The organism is Draconibacterium sp. (assembly GCF_041583095.1).
Lineage (GTDB): Bacteria > Bacteroidota > Bacteroidia > Bacteroidales > Prolixibacteraceae > Draconibacterium.
Map to the genome: position 1 here is coordinate 17,334 of NZ_JBFHGM010000007.1, position 21,359 is coordinate 38,692.

Genomic DNA, 21,359 nt, shown 5'->3' on the forward strand with positions numbered 1-21,359 from the left:
GTGAGCTATTTTAGAATCGAAATTAGGTTAATAAATCGGATTCTCATTAATTATATCCGACTCCACTTCTCCGTCCTTTAATCTTATAATACGATGTGCGTGTTCGGCAATATCTTCTTCGTGGGTTACCATAACCAGGGTGTTCCCTTTTCTGTGAATTTCAGCAAAAAGTTTCATAATTTCTTCCGAAATTTTTGAATCGAGGTTACCGGTTGGCTCATCGGCCAAAAGTAAAGCAGGCTTATTTACCAGCGCACGGGCAATGGCCACACGTTGGCGTTGTCCTCCCGACAATTCGTTGGGCTTGTGTTCCATACGGTCTTCTAATCCTACGTCAACAAGGGTGGCTTCGGCCATTTGTTTGCGTTCGGCCTTGCGCTTTCCGGCATAAACCAGTGGCAACATTACGTTTTCAAGAGCTGAATTACGTGGCAAAAGGTTAAATACCTGGAATACAAAACCGATCTCCGAGTTTCTAATTTCGGCCAAACTATCATCCGACAGGCTGCTCACATCATTTCCGTTCAACACGTATTTTCCACTGGTTGGAGTGTCCAAACAGCCAATAATGTTCATTAAAGTTGATTTCCCCGAACCCGAGGCGCCCATAATGGCAACATATTCGCCTTTATAAATATCAATAGAAACCGAACGAAGGGCACGAACTTCCTGCGTTCCAACCTTATATGTTTTTACAATGTTCTCGAGATGAATAATTTTTTCCGGCATAGCTTTATTTTATGTATTTGTAGTATTTTTTTTGTCGCATTACATGTAACGAACGAATCGTTGTTAAAAATATGATTTTCCAGCTGTTCTCAGACTGGAAATAGCATTTTTTAAGATTTATTATCATAAGTAATACCGATGTGAAATTAAATTAAGCTTATTTTCAGATAATTCCTCCTTTCAATCGGCATTAACTCCCGAAATATCGGGATAATTTCACCATTTCGCTTAAGGCTCACTCTGAAATACAAATGGTAAAACTTTTCGCTTTATTACAAAAACTGTACCCAACAGTTAATTTCTTTTGAATATTTCGGTATTATTCGCTGTTGCCGCAATTTGTGTGAATATGTATATTTGCTGCATGCCAGAATTTCTCAATCAGGAAATAAAATTTTTACCCGGCGTGGGGCCAAAACGTGCGGAAATTTTATTCAAAGAGCTGAAAATAAAAACCTTCAGAGATTTGATCTATTATTATCCATACAAATACATCGACCGCACCAAATTTTACAATATTTCCGACATAAACACCGAGATGGCATACATTCAGGTGAAAGGCGTTTTGCGCTCGATGGAAACCGTTGGCACCGGAAGCAAACAGCGGCTTGTTGCCCGTTTTTCGGATAACACCGGCACCATGGAACTGGTGTGGTTCAGGGGTATAAAATGGCAAAAGGAGCAACTCCTGATTAACAAAACCTATATTGTTTTTGGCAAACCGGCGTTGTTTAGTGGCCGCATTAGTGTGGTCCACCCCGAAATGGAAACCGAGCAGGAAATGCAGCTCAAACCAATCGGGCTTTTTCAGGGGCACTACAACACCACCGAGAAAATGAAAAAGCAGTTTCTCACCTCGAAAACCATTAACAAATTTCAACTCACTTTGCTTGGGCTGGCAAAGGGAAAAATCAAAGAAACGCTGCCCGAATACCTCACCCGCGAGCTAAAATTAATGCCGCTTGAGCAGGCACTCTCTGCCATTCACAAACCGGAAAAACCAATTGAACTTAAAAACGCCACCTTTCGATTAAAATTTGAGGAGCTGTTTTTTATTCAGCTGAAAATACTGGCGTTAAAACATAACAGAAATCAAAAATTCAAAGGATTTCATTTTGAAAAGGTTGGCTTTAATTTCAATACGTTTTACGAAAAATACCTGCCTTTTGATCTTACCAATGCACAAAAAAAGGTGATCAAGGAAATCCGGCGCGATGTTAACGGAACGTCCCAGATGAACCGTTTGCTGCAGGGCGACGTGGGAAGTGGAAAAACGCTGGTGGCATTAATGACGATGTTACTGGCTATGGACAACGAATTCCAGAGTTGTTTAATGGCCCCAACCGAGATTCTCGCCCAACAACACTACCAATCGATTTCCCGAATGCTGGACGGGATGGGGATAAATGTTGGGCTATTAACCGGATCGACAAAGGCTAAGCAACGCCGCGAATTACACGCTGCACTGCAATCGGGAGAGATGCAGCTAATTATTGGTACGCATGCATTGATTGAAGATACGGTTAGTTTTAAACGACTTGGACTTGTTATCGTCGACGAGCAACATCGATTTGGTGTAGCACAACGGGCAAAACTTTGGAAGAAGAACGACCTGATTCCGCCACATATTTTGGTAATGACCGCCACACCCATTCCGCGTACTTTGGCCATGACTGTTTATGGCGATCTGGAAGTGTCGATTATCGATGAATTGCCACCGGGACGAAAACCAATACAGACCATGCACTTTTTCGAAAACAGAAGAGTGCAGCTGAACCGTTTTTTGAAGCAACAAATCGATAAAGGCACACAGGTTTATATCGTTTTTCCGCTCATTTCGGAGTCGGAAAAAATGGACCTGAAAAACCTGGAGGAAGGTTATCGTCATATTTCGGAGACCTTTCCTGATTACAAGATCAGCATGGTTCATGGAAAGATGAAACCCAACATTAAGGAAAATGCTATGCAAGCTTTTAAACGTGGCGAAACGCAAATTATGGTTGCCACAACCGTAATTGAGGTGGGTGTTGATGTGCCAAATGCTGCGGTTATGGTAATTGAAAGTGCCGAACGTTTTGGTTTGTCGCAGTTGCACCAGTTGCGCGGTCGCGTTGGGCGTGGTGCCGAACAATCGTATTGTATTCTGATGTCGTCGTATAAAATCAGCACGGAAAGCCGCAAACGTTTGGAAACAATGGTACGCACCAACGATGGTTTTGAAATTGCAGAAGTAGATATGAAACTTCGTGGCCCCGGCGATTTGGAAGGCACACAGCAAAGCGGTATGGGTTTCGACCTGAAAATTGCTAACCTCGGAAAAGACGGCGAGATTCTTCAAAAGGCCCGAAACATTGCTAACGACATTCTCGATGATGATCCGTTTTTACAGAAAGAGCAAAATCAACTGCTTCTTAAAAATCTGTTATCATCAAAGGATACAAGCTTCGACTGGAGTTCGATAAGTTAATTTTTATCCCTAACTTCCCGAAACATTTTCACCCGAAAAGTTGAACATCATGAATAAAGTGCAGTTACCCGCATCAGACGTAAAAATTACACCAATTACTTTTGGCGCCTGGGCCATTGGCGGATGGTTTTGGGGCGGAGCCGAAGAAAATGAGTCGGTTAAAGCCATTGAAGCTGCCGTTGCAAATGGCATGACCACCATAGATACTGCACCGGTTTACGGTTTCGGGCAAAGCGAAGAATTTGTAGGAAAAGCCATAAAAGGCAAACGCAGCAAGGTTGAACTGCTAACCAAGTTTGGTTTGGTGTGGGACCGGAAATCGGGTCATATACATTACGAAAAGACTTTTGATAACCAGGGGAACGAGGTAAACTTGTATCGTTTGGGCAGCAAAGAAAGTGTAATAAAAGAATGTGAGAACAGTTTACGCCGGCTTGGCACCGACTATATAGATCTTTACCAACAGCACTGGCCCGACAGTTCTACTCCTGTTGAAGAAACCATGGAGGCACTGGAAATATTAAAAGATCAGGGGAAAATCCGCGCCGGTGGCGTTAGTAATTACTCCATGAACGAAATGGAGAAAGCTGAAAAGTATTTTACACTTTCATCGAACCAGGTTCCGTACAGCATGGTTAACCGCGGTATAGAAGACGAAGTGGTTCCGTACTGCATTGCCAATGATAAAGCCATTATTGCTTACAGCCCGCTGCAAAGAGGTGTTTTAACCGGAAAAATTACGGCCGGTTATAAATTTGCAGAAGGTGATCATCGTCCGAGCACTCCGTTTTTTAAGGAGCCGAACTTGTCACGAATCAACACATTTCTGGATAAAATAAAACCAATTGCTGATGCCAAACAAGCAACACTTGCACAGTTGGTTTTAAACTGGACCATAAATCAACCCGGAATCACATGTGTACTTGCCGGTGCCCGAAATGAAAAACAGGTTTTGGAAAATCTGAAAGCTGCAGAGTTAAACATTTCGGATGAAGAGTTTACATTCATACAAAATGAACTTGATCAACTTGTTTTGGAAGTCTAAGATTTGGCTTTCCAAATCGCCAATATTGAAATCTGTTCGTTTCTAATTGTGACATGGTTGAGATGATAAAAATTATACACAAGAATTTAGTTCCTATAGCCTTATCAGGCGGATTTTACTTTTTGTCTTGAGACAATAAGTAAACAAAAAACTCAAGGCTGCGCCCACTTCACTCGGAAAAACTACGCGATGCCAGCTAAAATTCCTGAAACTCGTCGTACCTCCTCAAACATCAGTAATTTTTTAACGCCGTCACCACTTGTTTTCCGGTTCACCGGCCGAGGTCGAAGCTTCGATATTGCTTTCGTATCTGCTAACAATACTTAAGTGGACCGGCCTCTTTTGGTATTTACCCGGAGTGGAAATGAAACCTTAGTGAGAGCGGGAAGCTCCGAGGGAGCGAGGAGATCACCCGCCAGAACTTAGGTTTTATGAAAATGTAGGGTGAAGATCAAAAGCAGCCTTGATCTTTTTGCTTCGTTTTTGCATTAAGGCAAAAATGAAGGCCGCCGGCAGGCAAAAGCACAACCTACAGGTAATCCCCATTTTGAATGTATAAATTTGCAAGAACAAACTAATTAAACCAACTCAAAAAACAGCTTTTGCAACAATCGTGTTATTTCTCCTGGTTTTCCGTTACCAAGCAACTGATCTTCGATTTGCACCACCGGACAAATTTCGCTTCCTGTACCTGCGATAAAAACTTCGTCCATTTCGTAAAGTTCTTCTTTGGAGTACAGGCGCTCCTCAACCGGAATATTATTCGCTGAGCACAGTTCCATAATTATTTTTCGGGTAATGCCGGGTAAAATCAGGTTTGATAAAGGCCGTGTTACTACAACGCCATTTTTTACACAAAGTACGCTTGAGTGTGTTGCTTCTGTGACAAATCCGTCGCGGATAAGAATACACTCTCCTGCCCTGCTTTGATGTGCTTCGTTATAAAGCATGGTATTGGGTAACAACGAAACTGATTTAATATCACAACGTTGCCAGCGAATATCTTCGCGGGTAATTACTTTAATTCCGTTCTCGAGTTTTTCTGTAGCCGAAGGCAGATCAAAAGCATAGGCATAAACGGTTGGTGCAATCTCATCAGGGAAATGATGCGAACGTTTGGCTGTGCCCCGCGATATTTGCAGGTAAATTCCGGCATGTTTGTCGAGCATATTGTTTTTCTGAATCAGCTCCATAAAAACAGTCTCCAGCTGCTCAGTGTCATAATCAATACCAATTTCTTTTAAACTGCGGTTCAGGCGGTCTAAATGGTCGTGGAAACGAAAAGCCTTACCATTGTAGTATTTGGCTACTTCGTATACACCATCGGCGAACAGGAATCCCCGGTCGTTTGGTGAGATTTTTGCTTCATCGGCTGCCAGGTATGTTCCGTTCAGATAAACGATATTGCTCATAATAATAATCGGGTTGAATTGAAACTCAAAAATAGAAAAACTTTGAATTCCGGTCTTATAAAAAACAAAAAGGGATTCATCTTAATGAACCCCTTTCCTATATGATCAAAAAATTCTTTTCTGATTCTAGTAACGGTCACGACGTCCGTAACCACCACCGCCACCACGGTTGTAACCACCGCCGCCACCGCCACGGTTGTTGTTTTCGCGAGGTTTTGATTCGTTAACTTTGATGTTACGACCAGCAACCTCAGCGTTGTTCAATTCTTCGATAGCTTTGTTAGCTTCAGAATCGTCTTCCATTTCAACGAAACCGAAACCTTTGCTTCTACCGGTAAATTTATCCATGATAATTTTAGATGAAGCAACTTCACCATACTCTTCAAAAATTTCTCTCAAATCTTCTTCGCCCATGTTGAAGGGCAAATTTCCAATGTAAATGTTCATTTTATACTATAATTTAAAGTTAATATATCCATCTTACTGATCACCAGAAGAACCAATCAAAATGCATCACGTCCTGGTGTTACTTGAATACAGTATAAAATAAGCTTTATTAACGATTGAAATAACGTCGGGAAAAACACAAGAGAGATAAACTGTCCGGTTTATTAATATCAATAAAAAAAGACCAAAATGCTAATTGCCAGACTTTTCTAAAAATTAACAGCCCAAAGGTAATTCTTTATTCGAACTAACAAACTAAAATTAACATATTTCTTAAACATACATTTATTCCCCAAGCAAATCGCGAATTACTGCGCTGGCAATAAAGCCTCCAAACAGTGGTGGCATGTACGAAATGGTTCCTACTGTTGATTTTTTATTCCGGCCTTCCTCGATACGTACGGCCTTTTCATCGATATCCTCGGAAGAAAAGACCACTTTTACGCCCTTTTTAACGCCCAGACGACCAAGCCGTTTTCGCATCATTTTTGCCAGTTTGCAATTGTGTGATTTTTTAATGTCGGTGATTTCTATTTTCGACGGATCCATTTTTCCACCGGCACCCATCGAACTGATTACACGAAGTTTTAGCTGTAGTGCATGATAAACCAGAAATACCTTTGGCGACAGTGTGTCGATAGCATCAACAACATAATCAAAAGGAGCACTGTTTAAGAGTTCGATGGTCTGTTCGTCGCGAATAAAATCATTTACAACCCTTAATTCCAGATCAGGGTTTATATCCATAAAACGTTTTGCCAGAATTTCGGCTTTTGGCTGCCCTTTTGTACTTATAAGCGCGGGTAATTGACGGTTGCGGTTACTTTCTTCCACCACGTCGCCATCAACAATGGTCATTTTTCCAATTCCTGCGCGACATAATTGTTCTGCCGCATAAGCGCCAACTCCACCTAAGCCAACTACCAGTACATTTGCATTTTTAAGTTTGGCCAGTTTTTCTTCTCCTAACAATAACTCAGTTCGTTCTAACCAGTGCATTACTCTCTAAAACTAAATTTTCGTGGCGCAAAGAAACAAAATTGTGTTTAAATTCTTCCGGGCATCAACGATTTTTCTATCTGGTTAAAGTTGATCCACACCGCCTTTTTAATCACCTCAACCGGCATTTCCTTTAAAGCTGCTGCCTGCTCATAAATAGTATCAACGTTTAAATCCAGCTCATCGGTCTCGAAGAATATTTTATTTAGCGGAAGATATTTAAATGATTTTACGGCTTTTGAATCTTCCCTGAAAAGATTTTTTCCAAACGAAAACAAAAAACCTTTATCTACCAGTTGTTTTGTAATTTCAACACTACCATTGTATCCATGCATAATCCAGGGCATAACGGGATTCATTTTTTCGCGGAGTGCAATTACCTCGTTCAACGCTTTCACACAATGAATGATTAACGGATATTGATACTCTTCGGCAATAACGGCCTGTGCTTCAAAAACCCGAAGTTGCTCGATAAAATCGCCGCCGTTAATTTTGTCGAGGCCCGCTTCTCCCACAAAAATTACATGGTCGAATTCAAGTGCTTCCTCTACCATTTGCAGCGCTTCATTATTTTCCTGTTTGCTGCCAAGATGCCAGGGATGAAGCCCAACCGAATAGAAATTGCGTCCGTTGAAAGCCGCAAATCCGTCGCCCGGAAATATATTTTGTACCGTTATCGTTTCAATTTCGTTATGAAACGGATGTGTGTGAATATCGATATAGGGAATTGAACTCATAAACCAGTTTTGTTAGCTAAACTCATCTCAATTATGCCATCTCCAGCATTTTAGCAACCACATTTGAAGCGCCATCCGCAATTTGTGTGATCGTAGCATCGAGCATATAACAAGGCGTTGTAATTACTTTGTATTTTTCGTCAACCACAATTTCGCCGTGTGTGGTGGTAACGTGTGTGGCACCCAACGATTCAAGCGCATCGGCAGTTCCTTTGTCCTGACCAATAGTAAGTTTTACGTCGCCTAAAACTTTTGCAATTATTGCGGGCGAAATACACAGTGCTCCCACAGGTTTTTCTGCTTCAACAGTAGCTTTTATGGCTTTTTCAACATCAGGATTTACCTTACAATCGGGGCCATCGAAAGCAAATGTGCAAAGGTTTTTAGCAGCACCAAAACCTCCCGGAAAAATAATTGCATCGTAATCGTCAGCTTTATACTCCGACAATGCTTTTATATTACCGCGAGCGATGCGGGCAGCTTCTACCAACACATTACGGGTTTCGGGCATTTCCTTTCCCGAAATATGATTTACCACATGCGCCTGATCCACGTCGGGAGCAAAACACTGATAGGCCGCACCCTGTTGGGCGATGGCCAATAATGTTAATGTGGCTTCGTGAATTTCGGCACCGTCATAAACACCATTTCCGGCTAATACTACTGCTATATTTTTCATTTTATCTCCTTTTAAATTTTGTATTTCAAAGTTACAAGATAAAAAGTGAATCAGAAAGCCCAACAGTGATCAGTTCTTAACTAATCTGCTCCAGATCGTAAGGTGTTTCCTGGTAAACGTAATAATTCAGCCAGTTGGAGAACAACAGGTTTGCCGTTGATTTCCAGCGCATCACCGGAGTTTTAGACGGATCATTATCCGGATAGTAATTTCGTGGAATTTCGATGGGTAAATTTTTGGCCATATCGCGCTTATACTCCCCGTTCAGAGTGTTTCGTGAATATTCAGAATGCCCGGTAATAAACAGCTGTCGGCCGTTTTTGGCTTTTACAATTGACACACCTGCTTCCTCCGAATGTGAAATGACCTGCAGCTCATCCACTTTCTCGATGTCCTCTCTACGAATTTCGGTATGGCGTGAATGTGGAATAAAAAAGACATCATCAAAACCTCTGAATATTGGCAATGTATTGTCTGACAGATGATGCTCGAAAACGCCAAACATTTTTTTGTCGAGCGGATATTTGGGCACCTTGTAATAGTGATACAAAGCCGCCTGTGCTGCCCAGCAAATAAACAACGACGAAGTTACGTGATGCTCAGCCCAGTCAAGGATTTCCTTCATTTCATCCCAATAGGTTACCTCCTCAAAATCGAGCTGTTCAACCGGCGCTCCGGTAATAATCATACCATCGTACTTTTTGTTTTTCAGTTCATCAAAAGTATCGTAAAACTCACTCATGTGTTGCGATGGCGTATTCTTGGGCGTATGCCCTTTAATTTTCAGAAAGTCGATCTCGATCTGTAATGGTGAATTGGATAACAGACGAAGCAGATCGGTTTCCGTAGAAATCTTAAGCGGCATCAGGTTTAGGATCACAATTTTTAGTGGTCGGATATCCTGGTGCGATGCCCGCGATGAATCCATTACAAAAATATTCTCCTCGCGAAGGATTTCAATTGCCGGTAATTTATCGTTTATATTTAATGGCATTTTATAGTCGTTTTTTCGTTGGAGCGAATCAATTTACGAATCTCGTCTCCGTTTTTTTCAGTTCGCGCAAAAATAACCAACATTATGAATCTTGGAAAATATTTATTCACCTGCTAACCCGAAGTCAGCAGGTGAATATTCATGAATGATTTTCTTATACTTTAGCCAATGCCTGCTCAAAGTCAGCGATAATATCGTCGATGTGTTCCAGGCCAACGCTAACACGTAACTGCGTAGGCGTTACACCGGCCGCTGCCTGTGCTTCTTCCGATAATTGCTGGTGCGTTGTTGCCGCCGGCTGAATGATCAAAGTTTTTGCGTCGCCAACATTGGCCAGATGGCTTACCAAACCAAGGTTGTTTACCACATTATTTGCTGTGTTTTTATCGCCTTTTACATTAAAAGATAATACACCACCGGCACCTTTTGGCAGGTACTTTTGAGCATTGGCATACGACGGGTTGCTTTCCAGTCCCGGGTAATTTACGCTCTCCACTTTCGGATGTGCTTCCAACCACTTGGCCAAAGCCAGCGTATTTTCCACATGACGATCCATTCTTAACGACAGTGTTTCCAGCCCCTGCAAGAGCATGAACGAGTTAAACGGACTGATTGCTGATCCAAAATCGCGCAAGCCTTCAACACGTGCTTTAATTATAAATGCAATGTTTCCGAATGGCCCGTCGAAATTAAACACATCCCAGTATTTCAAACCGTGATAACCTTCAGAAGGCTCGGTGAAACCAGGGAATTTCCCATTGCCCCAGTTGTAGGTTCCGGCGTCAACAATTACACCGCCAATGCTGGTTCCGTGACCACCAATCCATTTGGTAGCCGATTCCACAACAATGTCAGCACCATGCTCGATCGGACGGAACAAATAACCACCGCCGGCAAAAGTGTTGTCAACAATAAACGGGATATCGTGTTTTTTGGCCACAGCTGCAATTGCATCAAAATCTGGAATAACAAATCCCGGATTACCGATTGTTTCGAGGTAAATGGCCTTCGTATTTTCGTCAATCAGTTTTTCGAACGATGCAGCTTCCAGATCTTCCGTTAAACGAGCTTCAATTACCAGTCGTTTAAAAGTTACTTTAAACTGGTTGTAAGTTCCACCGTACAAATAAGGCGATGAAACGATGTTATCGCCAATATCCAGAATATTATTTAATGCGATAAACTGTGCTGCGTGCCCCGAAGCCACAGAAAGTGCTGCCGCTCCCCCTTCGAGCGCTGCAATACGCTGCTCAAACACATCCGAAGTTGGATTCATGATACGAGTGTAAATGTTGCCAAACTCTTTTAAGGCAAACAAATTAGCCGCATGATCGGCATCGTTAAACACGTACGACGATGTTTGATAAATTGGCACTGCGCGTGAGTTAGTAGTTGCATCGGGTTGTTGTCCTGCATGTAGCTGCAGTGTTTCGAAATTTAATTTTTGTGTAGTCATGTTGTTATAATTTTTTGAGTTAGAAACTTGTTATGAATTTTTCTTTACCCCTCTGCTTGTAAGCATCTCCCCTTGCAAGGGGAGAACGTTTAAATGAAAGCCTGTGCAAATGAAGTTTTGCAGTTACTTTGCATTTCCTTTCTTCCCTTTTTAAGGGAAAATGGCGACAGCCAAAAGGGTAAAATCATTCTATACTAATTGTTACAAATTCATTTATCGCAAGAAAAAAGCGTTATAAATTTCTCTTACACTTTTTTCTTTATCGGATTCCTGTACCACCAAATAGCTTACAAGGTCGGATGCGCCGGAGCCGCTTAGTATTACATTAATTTTGTTGTTAGCCACCGCAGCAAATATCTTTGCCGACACGCCATAAGCCTGTTGCATTCCGTGTCCGACAATACCAATCAGTGCCACGTCGTTCACCACTTTGATATCAGTAACAGCCGAAAAGCCCAATTTGTGCGCGAGTTTTAATGCTTTTGCACCATTTTCTTTGCTTAAGATAAAATTGATGGACGTTTGCGAGGTAATTACCGACTTAATGTTCAACCCGGCATCGTTCAATTGGTTTGTAACTTTTGCCAGAATACCCGGTTTTAAACCAACGCCAGGCCCATCCAACTTTAGCAGCGAAATATCGTCGGTGCAGGCTACACTTTTTACAATCTGCTCCTCGATGTAGGTTTCGGTGTTGATAACGGTTTGAACTTCGCCATCTGCTGTATCAGCGCTCAGTACCTGAATTGGGATATGTGCATGTTCCAGCGGTTCCACGGTTCGCGGGTGAAACGAGTAGTGCTCGAAATAAGCCAGCTCACTGGCCTCGGAATACGTTAGGCGTTGAATGATCTCGGGATTTTTGATAATTGCAGGTTTGGCCCGCTGAAAATCGTTATCGAGGCCCCAAAGTTTTAGCGTATCAACACCCAATTCTTTGGTCAAAAAAGCTGCTGTATAATCGGCTGCTGTTTTACCGGTTCGAGCCAGTTTATTGTTCTCGTCGATGCCGTAAGTACCGGGAATCAGGTAAACACCTTCCTCCAGTTTATTGAGTTTATCTGTATCTACCGAAAGAAAAGTTGCATTTCCAAAATCGGATGACACCAGTAAATCAATATCTTCGGGGTGAATTATACTTGCCTCGTTCCAGAGCGACGACAGAATCTCGACCGACAGTTTTTCAGAAAAACTCAGTACCTGGTCTTTTAAAGCCCGCGAATAATCGCCGATAAGCCCGATCCCCTTTAGTAATCCAACCAACTGTTTGGCTAATTTTGAATACACTTCAGAGGGTTGCTCATCAACTTTACCGATATAAAATCCGTATATCTCGTTCAGGATTTCCTCCTCGTCCAATTCTTGCAGAAATACCTGTTGCAGATTAAACTGAACAAGATCGAGCAATTGCGGAATAGCCGAAACCACCACATAATTGCGACTTTTGCTGCCCGCTAACCAGGCTTTTAAATTTTGTAATGCTATTTGGTTGCCAATATGGCTTCCACCAAATCGAATAACATTATCCGACATAAAAATATTTTTTTTGAAATTTTTGTTTGCTTAATAAACGCTTGTACGGGATGCCTTCAAACAACGAATAACCATCGAATGAAGGCTATCGCATAGACATAAACATAGTCGACATAAACATTGCTCCGCAACGGATTACTGCGAAAGAAGAAGTAGTATTTCTTTGGTCAATGTTCATTCTTGCCGAATTTGTTTGACGCAAATATAAATTGATTTTTGATAAATGCAAGCTTATCTGTATTGATTTTAGATAAAGTTTACATTGGGAAACAAAGGATCCGATCCGTATTTATTGCAGATTCTACGAATCGGATCTCCTCTTTTGGGTTTACCGCCTACTCGTTATATTGCTCAGGCCCGACAGAAATTTTGGTTATGAACACCCCGTTTTTATCCACATACTTATAGTTCATGGTTACCTGGTTCACACGAAATAATTCCATATCGGGGTTGGTTTTTATATTGTTGGTTATTTGCGGAATCAGGTAGGCTTCAAAACTGCTGATATCGATCGAGTCTTTTACCAATGTTATTAGCGAATAGTTGTACTGAAAAGTATTGTTGGCCATTGCCACAGTATTATCGAGGCGGGTTTCGGCATCTACCATTAAAGGGCAGGCTTCATTTAATTCGCTGGCGGTTTTCATTAACACCTTATCGAAAGAAAAAACACGCTGCACCAGTTGTTGCACCACAAAAAAGGCAACTACAAAGGATACTACACTTACAAGCGTAACGATCAGCTTCTGTTTGGTTGAACCTTGTGTTTGTTTTGCCATCGGTTGTTCTATGGTTTCTTTGGGCTCAACTTTTGGCAGTTCGTAACCACAATAGCGACAGTATTTGGCATTGGTTTTATTGTCTTCGTTACAATGCGTACACTTAACTAGTTCCATTTTGGTGTTTTTTTGCTCGGTTTGAATTTGATTTCTTCGGATACCAAAGTAGTAATATTTTCGATAAATGGTTTTATGTTTAAGGACCATAAAAATGATTTAGAACGTTAATTTCTCCACTCCCGATATATTAGAAACTCTTTAAAGCACATACGCGTAAATACAAGAAGAATTGGTGTTTCTGAATTTATTAAGGGCGAAACAGGAACAGAAAACTGGAGGAATTATGGAGATTAAATTCGATCCCTTACGCCGGTTTATAAAAATTAAATCACTGAGCAGCATTTGTATGGTTGTGGCTGCCATTGCGGCGCTTGTAGTCTCCAACACCAACCTGCACACTTACTATGAACAATTCTTAGAGCTGGAATTTTTAATCGGTTTCTCCCGGTTCCACTTATCAAAATCGGTACTGCACTGGATTAACGACGGCTTAATGACCATTTTCTTCTTTGTTATCGGGCTGGAAATAAAACGCGAATTTCTGATTGGAGAACTCAGTTCGGCGCGAAAAGCCATACTGCCCATTTTTGCGGCTATTGGCGGAATGATCTTCCCCATTGCCATCTTTTTTTTGATGAACTCGGGGAAAGAAGGTACACATGGTTGGGGAATAACCATGGCTACCGATATTGCTTTTTCGTTAGGAATACTGGGCATTCTGGGGAAAAAAGTTCCTTTTGGCCTTACCATATTCCTGGCGGCCTTTGCCATTATCGACGATTTGGGTGCAGTATTGGTTATTGCAGTTTTCTACAGTTCGCTAATATACTGGCACCTGGTTGCTATTGCTTTTGTTCTGTTAATTGGGTTGTCGCTTTTATCGGTAAAAAATTTCTATTCCAGGTATATCTATATTCCTGTCGGGCTGGTAATCTGGCTGCTGTTTTTAGAGTCGGGCATACACCCCACTATTGCCGGTGTGCTTTTTGCGTTTACCATTCCTTCGCATCGCAGGAAAAGGCTTATCGAAGTTATTGGAAAGGGTAAAAATGCCCTTAACGAATTATCGCAGCTAATCGGGCAAAAAGTAGTTGAATTTAAACATCATAAAACCGCCATTAACATTCTCGATAATATAACCTCCGAAATTCAATCCCCATTGCAACATTTGCAGAACAAGCTTGGCACAATGGTTTCTTTTCTAATTATTCCGCTATTTGCATTTGCCAACTCGGGTATAAACTTTATTGGCGACGAAGGTGCTTTTACTCCGCTTTCCGTAAGCATTGCCGTGAGTTTGGTTTTTGGTAAAATAATAGGCATAAGCTTATTTTCGTGGCTGGCCATAAAACTTAAAATAGCTGTACTCCCCAAAAATGTCGACTTCCGGCAGATTTTTGGATTATCCTGCCTTGGTGGTTTTGGTTTTACGATGTCGATTTTTATCTCCAACCTCTCCTACGAGTCTGTTCATTTGCAAGACTCAGCGAAATTGGGAATACTTATCGGCTCTCTGGTTGCAGGTGTTAGCGGGTATTTGGTTATTCGGTATTCTTTAAAGAAAAGTACATTACCAGGAAATAGCCGGTGAATTAGATTCTTTGAACCAATAAAAAAAGCACCGAAACCAATAATTTCAATGCTTTTAACATTAATTAGACCTCTAGTGGAATTCGAAACTCATCAACAAGGAACTTATTAATTGTCAGTAAAATCGATACAAAACCAAATCAATAGATTTTGTCCAATTTATTCGCTCAAATATTTTGCCTGAACAATACTTCCCTTTTCATCCATTCTTAAAATATGCGATCGCATTCCTTTTGTCACGTTAAAACGGTAAATTGGTAACGGCCATGCTGGCGATTCAATTTTTTCCTTTAAAACCGAAATTTTCCAGTTACTATATTTCGATGTCTGCAAAGCATCGTAAACGGGCATTGGCATGCCTCTTAGCTGCGTGCGGGTTTCGTACCAATAACCATATTTGTTATATATAGCCCTACTTAATTCTCCCGGGTATACTTCAAACTCAACTTCATAATAATTGGGTTTTTCGTAGGTATAAACAACCAGTGTTCGCTGCGGATACCATCCGGTATACCAATCTGAGCTATAATCGTTTTCCCAGTAAACAAGGTGAGTAACATACCAGCCTTTAACCTGAACTAACGGGTGTTGGCTTTTAAATCCTTCCAAAACAACTTTGGGGACAGCTTTTTCACTGGCAGGCATTCTGTATGCAGTTTTTTGCTGTGCATTTGCTTGAGTAATATTAAAAACAAAAGCAAGTATAATAATTGTTTTAATAATTCTTTGTGCTTTCATATTTCAAATTTTTAGTCGTTAACTCTTGAAAAATCGGATGTTCTTTTTTGCATTAATATAATTGAATCTCTTCTTTTCTTATTCGGCACAATATAATTATTTGTTACAATAAATTGTTGTTTCAAAGTATGTACAACGAATTAATATAATGACTATAATTGCACAAAAAAGAGATGAAGAAAGTTTTAATTTTCTTTCTGATAATAAGCACAATACACAATATATCTTTGGCAATTGAGTATTCTGCGATTTATGCAGAATTATCGCCAAAAAATAATAAACCTTCTGTTGATATTTTTGGGAAAGCGATGATTGGTTTTGAAAAACTGAAGAGTGAAAACAGAATTGGCAATACTGATATTATTACGATTATTGATCTAAGTTTACCATCTACCAAAAGAAGACTGTGGATTATCGATCTGAAACAAAAAAAGGTTGTGGAAAATTCATTGGTTGCCCACGGTAAAAACTCAGGACAATTGAATGCCAAATTTTTTTCAAATACTATTGGTTCCTACCAATCGAGCCTTGGTTTTTATATTACAGGAAAAACATATTACGGGAAACATGGCCTGAGTTTATATTTAAATGGCGTTGAAACAGCGATAAACGACAAAGCGAAAGAAAGAGCAATTGTTATTCATGGAGCTCCTTATGTATCGCAGGAATTTATTGACGAATATGGTCGACTTGGCAGGAGTTTCGGATGCCCGGCAGTGCCTGTTTCAAAACATAAGACGATTATAGACAGGATAAAAAACGGCAGTTGTTTGTTTATTTATTTCCCTGATAAATATTACTTGAATAATTCTCAGTATATTACCTCAATTGGAGATTGAGCTAACGCTTGAATCAGGTTTTTATCCCGTTCGTAAATGTCTTCCCTAAATTGAACCCGACCTTCATTATCTGTCCATGCGGTCCAGTACAATAAATATACATTGGGTTGCTCGGTTAATTTAATCGTTTGTGTTTTTCTGGTTTGTACAATATCTTCAATTTTAGCCAGGTTATAATTAACACTATCATTCAGCAGGTATTCGGCCAGTTTTAGTGGTTCCTGCACCCTGATACAACCGGAACTAAAAGCACGTTCACCTTTTTCAAACAGTTCTTTTGCCGGCGTATCGTGCAGGTACACATGGAAACCGTTAGGAAACATAAATTTTACACTGCCTAATGAGTTGTCAGGTCCGGGAGATTGGCGGTAAGTATAACCCTTTACAACCGAATTATTCCAATCAATATTTGACGTATTCAATATGTTTCCCTGTTTGTCAATAACATCAATTTTTTTAGTTGTCAGGTAGTTCGGGTCTTTTTTTACACTTGGTATAATATCGTTGTTTAAAATTCCCGGAGGCACAGTCCAGGTTGGATTTAATACTAAATATTGCATTCCTGCATGGAAAACCGGTGTTTGTCGATAGGGTTTCCCAACTATGACTTTATATTGTTTTTCCAGTTTTTTGTTTTTATAAATCCCTAAATCAAAATTGGCAATATTTACAATGATGTAAAAATTTCCAAATTCCTGCGGCAACCATCGCCAGCGTTCCATATTGGTCCTAATCTGATCAATGCGTTGGTCGATTGAAACATTTAATGTTCGCATCGTTTTCGGCCCAATATCTCCATCAACTGCAATACCATGGCGTGCCTGAAATATTCTTACGGCATTATGTAGTTTTTCGTCATATAAATTTTGTGTTTCGAATGATGCATCTTTTAAGTCTCCTAAAAGATATAACCTTTCCCTAATCATCGGTATTGCAGGATGTTCATCACCTAACTTAATCGTTTTTTCAGCAGTTAATGTTAGCCATTCGTCAGAATCAAGTGCCAAATATTTTTGCAATGCAAATTTTAAGCTATTATATGTTTCATGTTTTGGCAACACACTTCTTATTGTCGCGTCAATATTTGATACCGAGCCTTTATTAAATATTTTGTTAAACTCAATGTCGTTTTTCCGTACATACCACTCTGCATCAACAGTAACAGGATTTACTTTACCCGAAACCAGATGCGAAACATAAAGCATAAAAGCATCGGTTAAAAGAATGTCAAATTCAGCCTTTTCATATTCGGTTAGGTTGTTTCGTTTCAACACTTCAACAAGTTTACTGTAATGATAGTCTTCCGGATTTAATCCCTCTAAAGTGGCGTTTGAAATGGTGCTTACCAGTTTCTTTGCCAGTTCCGGATTCCAAACTGTTTCAAAAAAAGCGTTTTGATAAAATACGGGAACAGACTGTTTGCAATAAACGGGAACACCAAATGCTGATAATGGTATTGTATTTCGGTTTTCTATTTTTCTTCGAATAATATCGTTTTCCTGGGCATGAACCATGAAGCAATTTATTAAGATAATAAGCCCCAGGAGATTTATGATTTTGAGTTTCATAATTAATGAATTTGTGGTTATTTCTTTATGTGTCATTCATTTTAAAGATAAACAATTTAACGCTAGATTTTCCTATCAGAAATTGCAAAATATTAGCATTTATGATTTTGATAACTCAGGTGAAAGATATCTGGATTTAATTTATAAAAAAAGCTGCCTGATAATTCAGACAGCTCAAAACAGTGTAAACAATTTCTCAGAAAAAACCGCTATTTAAGTCTCAATTGTGTTGTTCCAAGTTGGCGTTCGTTGTTATAAATTGTGAACTGGTAAATACCTTTTGCCAATTTTTGTTTTGGTTTGTATGACATTTCAACTCTTTTTGTACCGCCACTACCCATTATTGTTTCAGAGTTGCTGGCTAATAAACCGTCACCAATATTTGTAATGTTAATTGCGGCAGCTAAATCATCTTTACTTGATAGCTCTTCACCTTTAGGTGTTGTAACCATGAAATAAATGTTATCAGAACTGTTGGCCGGTAAATCAAAGCTTACCATTAATTTATTTGTACGGTTCGCGTTTACCGTTAATTTTTCATTTTTGCCACGAAGAGCTTCTGTACGATAATTATCAGAAATCATTGCCTTTAGTATCAAATTGTCGCTAAACAAAGCTGTATAATTTGCATTAACCTGGTCGAGCTGTTTGCTTAGTTTTGAATTCTCGGCTGTGGTAAAAGTCAATGTATTATTAAGAGTTGCAAGCTCATTTACAAGTTTTTGGTGTTGTGCTTCCAATTCGTCCATTTTCTTTTGCAGTTCTTTTGCTGATTTCGATTCTGCCCTGAATTTTGCGATTTCACTGTTTTTTGTTTGTATTTGTGCATTGGTATCTGCAATTCGTTTATTCAGCTTTTTTGCATCTGTATTTAACAAATGAATATCGTCCTGATATTTTGATATCTGTTTATCCTTACTCAATTTTTCAGAAAGGAGCATTTCCGATTTCAATTTTTCTTCAGCTAATTTCTTGTTCAGATTTTTATTTGCATATACTAGAAAAGATGTTACAACAATTGCAATAACTAAAACTCCAGCTGCAATAATTTTTTGGTTCATTAATTTTGTTTTCATTTTATTCATTTTTAAATCGTTAATCAATGATACAAATTTGCAGTAGCCAAATTAACCTGAAATGAAAACAAGATTAAAAGCGCATTAAAATATTTAAATAACAGATAACTAGGTACATATGGGTAGTTTTATGGTAAATTTAGTTCCTTTGTCCAGCGCTGAAACCACTTGGATTGTACCTTTATGCAGTTTGACAATATTTTCAACCAGCGATAATCCTATTCCATGACCGGAATATGAAATCGTATTTTTGGATCGGTAAAATGGATTAAAGATCATTTTTAGTTCTTCTTCAATAATCCCAATTCCTTTGTCAGTAAAATGAATTACTAGTTGATCATCTTTTGAATCAAGAGTAACATCAACATGATGATTCAAAGAATACTTGCAGGCATTATCAATTAAATTTATAAAAACGGTTTTAATCAGGATATCATTTCCACTAACCGAAAGTTTATTTTCGTCATCAATGCCTTCTCCAAAATTGATATTAATAGAGTAGTTTTTGTTTCTGCTGTTAATTTCCTGTTGCGCCTTCCAAAGAGCATCATCAATTCTGATTTTTACAAAATTCATTTGAGGCCTGTCAGTACTGGTTTGGGCAAGCATTAACAGTTTGTTTGATAATGCATTCAAATCCTTAACATCGTTTAATACCAGCAACAGAGCATTTTTATATTCTTCATTGGTACGGGCCTTCATTAATATCACTTCCAATTGACCAGTTATCACAGTAAGCGGAGTTCTCAATTCATGCGAAGCATTGGCAATAAAGTTCTTCTGAATTTTGAATGCTGCCTCCAGTCGCTCAAGCATTTTATTAAAAGTTTTTGCGAGATGGGCAATTTCGTCCTGCCCGTTTCCTTCATCAATTCGCGTTCCCAGGTTCGCTAATTCAATTTTGTTTACCTGGTTTACCATTTGCGAGATTGGTGCCAGTGCACGAACGGCGAACAGCCTTCCTGAAAAATATACGATGATGAGGCTCAATACAAAAACGATTACAAGAATTATTCTTAACCGCTTTATTTTATTCATTCCAAAAATATCAGTGGCTGCGGCAAATACAACAATTCGATCGTACTGCCCGGTGTAGAACTGACCAAAGATTTCATACATCCCTTGCTTAAATTGAGTCTCTTCTTCTAATCGAACATCGTCAATTATTTCATTTGTTATGGATAGAATGTTTTCGTCGTCGGTTGTATAAATTACTTCATCCTGATAATCATAAATAATAATTTTTTCATTGGGTAAACTTAATGGGTTATTTAGTTCAATACGTTTTAAAAGTTCGGAATCAATTTCATCGATATCAATTAGCATTTGAGCTACCAGTTTAGCTTTACTACTTAGCCGGTCGAAAAATTCTTCCTGACGTGTTTTTGAAAACGAAATATAAATTGCTACCATTGAAAACAGAAGTATAATGGCAACAATACCAATGAATTGGTACGTTAATTTTTTTCTGATTTCCATTAATTATTGTCGTCTACAGTATAACCCATTCCAATTCGTGTATGTATCAGTTTTTTTTCAAAGTCCTTATCAAGCTTTTTTCGAAGTATGTTAATGTAAACATCAACTACATTAGTTCCTGTATCAAATGTTATATCCCATACTTTTTCAGCAATGTCAGCCCTGGACAATACCCGGCCTTTATTCTTCATTAAAAACTCAAGCAGGGCAAATTCTTTTGCGGTCAGTTCAATCGTTTTATCCCCACGTTTAGCTGTTTTTTTATCGATGTTCAACTCCAGGTCAGCTACCTTAATAACAGCTGAAGTATGAACTACACCGGTTGATCTTTTTACCAAAGCCCTGATACGAGCAAGTAGTTCTTCAAATTCAAATGGTTTTACCAGGTAATCATCGGCACCCGAATCAAATCCGGTTATTTTATCTTCTGTGGTTCCTAAAGCAGTTAGCATTAAAATTGGAACCGATGTATTTTTCTCCCTTATTCTGCGGCACAATTCATACCCATTAATCGATGGCAATATTACATCCAGGATCATGATGTCGTATTCATTTCTTAACGCCAGTTTTTCTCCCATAAATCCGTCGTAGGCGACTTCTACAAAATTGCCTTGTTCTTCAAGACCCTTCTTCAGAAATTCAGCCACTTTTGCTTCATCTTCAACAACCAGTATTTTCATTAAGTAATAAGGTTTATTTTTTAACAAGATAGCTAAAAGCTTTCAAAACAAA

The 21,359-nt window shown here is 39.4% G+C and carries 19 protein-coding genes; 4 read left to right on the forward strand and 15 right to left on the reverse strand.

All coding sequences use genetic code 11. From position 1 onward, the window contains the following. Positions 1-27 precede the first annotated feature (27 nt). Positions 28-729, reverse strand: coding sequence for an ABC transporter ATP-binding protein (locus tag ABZB17_RS01190; RefSeq protein ID WP_303922797.1), 702 nt, complete (start codon positions 727-729; stop codon positions 28-30). Positions 730-1,093: 364 nt separating this feature from the next. Here ABZB17_RS01190 and recG point away from each other — a divergent pair, with 364 nt between their 5' ends. Continuing rightward, complete coding sequence (gene recG, locus ABZB17_RS01195) at positions 1,094-3,196, forward strand: ATP-dependent DNA helicase RecG (RefSeq protein WP_372647529.1); 2,103 nt, start codon at positions 1,094-1,096, stop codon at positions 3,194-3,196. Positions 3,197-3,245: 49 nt separating this feature from the next. After that, positions 3,246-4,241 carry an aldo/keto reductase gene (locus ABZB17_RS01200; protein ID WP_372647531.1) on the forward strand — a complete coding sequence of 332 codons (996 nt, stop codon included), beginning with the start codon at positions 3,246-3,248 and terminating at the stop codon, positions 4,239-4,241. Positions 4,242-4,819: 578 nt separating this feature from the next. Here the strand turns inward: ABZB17_RS01200 and dat are convergent. From dat to ABZB17_RS01245, 9 genes are all read right to left on the reverse strand, one after another. Further along, positions 4,820-5,653 carry a D-amino-acid transaminase gene (dat, locus tag ABZB17_RS01205; RefSeq protein ID WP_372647533.1) on the reverse strand — a complete coding sequence of 278 codons (834 nt, stop codon included), beginning with the start codon at positions 5,651-5,653 and terminating at the stop codon, positions 4,820-4,822. A 126-nt stretch (positions 5,654-5,779) separates the two neighbouring features. After that, the gene (locus ABZB17_RS01210; RefSeq protein ID WP_038562309.1) at positions 5,780-6,100 is read right to left on the reverse strand and encodes an RNA-binding protein; all 321 of its coding nucleotides are present in this window, start codon (positions 6,098-6,100) and stop codon (positions 5,780-5,782) included. Between the two features lie 285 nt (positions 6,101-6,385). Beyond that, positions 6,386-7,099: a ThiF family adenylyltransferase gene (locus ABZB17_RS01215; protein ID WP_372647535.1), complete on the reverse strand. Its 714-nt coding sequence runs from the start codon at positions 7,097-7,099 to the stop codon at positions 6,386-6,388. A gap of 47 nt (positions 7,100-7,146) precedes the next feature. Further along, complete coding sequence (locus ABZB17_RS01220) at positions 7,147-7,836, reverse strand: TatD family hydrolase (RefSeq protein ID WP_372647536.1); 690 nt, start codon at positions 7,834-7,836, stop codon at positions 7,147-7,149. A 31-nt stretch (positions 7,837-7,867) separates the two neighbouring features. Beyond that, entirely contained in the window at positions 7,868-8,515 is a 648-nt protein-coding gene (elbB, locus tag ABZB17_RS01225; protein WP_372647538.1) for an isoprenoid biosynthesis glyoxalase ElbB, read from the reverse strand. A 76-nt stretch (positions 8,516-8,591) separates the two neighbouring features. Further along, entirely contained in the window at positions 8,592-9,509 is a 918-nt protein-coding gene (metA, locus tag ABZB17_RS01230; RefSeq protein ID WP_372647540.1) for a homoserine O-succinyltransferase, read from the reverse strand. Positions 9,510-9,663: 154 nt separating this feature from the next. Next, entirely contained in the window at positions 9,664-10,965 is a 1,302-nt protein-coding gene (locus ABZB17_RS01235) for an O-acetylhomoserine aminocarboxypropyltransferase/cysteine synthase family protein (RefSeq protein WP_372647542.1), read from the reverse strand. A gap of 213 nt (positions 10,966-11,178) precedes the next feature. Then, positions 11,179-12,498 (reverse strand): hypothetical protein, encoded by a 1,320-nt coding sequence (locus tag ABZB17_RS01240; RefSeq protein ID WP_372647544.1) that lies wholly within the window; start codon positions 12,496-12,498, stop codon positions 11,179-11,181. Positions 12,499-12,833: 335 nt separating this feature from the next. After that, positions 12,834-13,394 carry a zinc ribbon domain-containing protein gene (locus tag ABZB17_RS01245; protein WP_372647546.1) on the reverse strand — a complete coding sequence of 187 codons (561 nt, stop codon included), beginning with the start codon at positions 13,392-13,394 and terminating at the stop codon, positions 12,834-12,836. Positions 13,395-13,620: 226 nt separating this feature from the next. Here ABZB17_RS01245 and nhaA point away from each other — a divergent pair, with 226 nt between their 5' ends. Beyond that, positions 13,621-14,928, forward strand: a complete 1,308-nt coding sequence (nhaA, locus tag ABZB17_RS01250; RefSeq protein ID WP_372647548.1) for a Na+/H+ antiporter NhaA — start codon at positions 13,621-13,623, stop codon at positions 14,926-14,928. A 158-nt stretch (positions 14,929-15,086) separates the two neighbouring features. On the opposite strand, the gene ABZB17_RS01255 is transcribed toward nhaA, so the two are convergent. Next, positions 15,087-15,665, reverse strand: coding sequence for a hypothetical protein (locus tag ABZB17_RS01255; protein ID WP_372647549.1), 579 nt, complete (start codon positions 15,663-15,665; stop codon positions 15,087-15,089). A 173-nt stretch (positions 15,666-15,838) separates the two neighbouring features. Here ABZB17_RS01255 and ABZB17_RS01260 point away from each other — a divergent pair, with 173 nt between their 5' ends. Further along, positions 15,839-16,504, forward strand: a complete 666-nt coding sequence (locus ABZB17_RS01260) for a murein L,D-transpeptidase catalytic domain family protein (RefSeq protein WP_372647551.1) — start codon at positions 15,839-15,841, stop codon at positions 16,502-16,504. Here ABZB17_RS01260 and ABZB17_RS01265 read toward each other — a convergent pair. The 4 genes from ABZB17_RS01265 to ABZB17_RS01280 form a co-directional block, all read right to left on the reverse strand. Next, positions 16,477-18,072, reverse strand: a complete 1,596-nt coding sequence (locus ABZB17_RS01265; RefSeq protein WP_372647553.1) for a murein L,D-transpeptidase — start codon at positions 18,070-18,072, stop codon at positions 16,477-16,479. The genes ABZB17_RS01260 and ABZB17_RS01265 overlap by 28 nt on opposite strands. Positions 18,073-18,281: 209 nt before the next feature. Further along, positions 18,282-19,148 carry a hypothetical protein gene (locus ABZB17_RS01270; RefSeq protein WP_372647555.1) on the reverse strand — a complete coding sequence of 289 codons (867 nt, stop codon included), beginning with the start codon at positions 19,146-19,148 and terminating at the stop codon, positions 18,282-18,284. Positions 19,149-19,256: 108 nt separating this feature from the next. Continuing rightward, positions 19,257-20,627, reverse strand: a complete 1,371-nt coding sequence (locus ABZB17_RS01275) for a sensor histidine kinase (RefSeq protein ID WP_372647556.1) — start codon at positions 20,625-20,627, stop codon at positions 19,257-19,259. Beyond that, positions 20,627-21,307 carry a response regulator transcription factor gene (locus tag ABZB17_RS01280; protein ID WP_372647558.1) on the reverse strand — a complete coding sequence of 227 codons (681 nt, stop codon included), beginning with the start codon at positions 21,305-21,307 and terminating at the stop codon, positions 20,627-20,629. Before ABZB17_RS01280 ends, ABZB17_RS01275 begins: the two co-directional genes overlap by 1 nt. Positions 21,308-21,359: the final 52 nt, after the last annotated feature.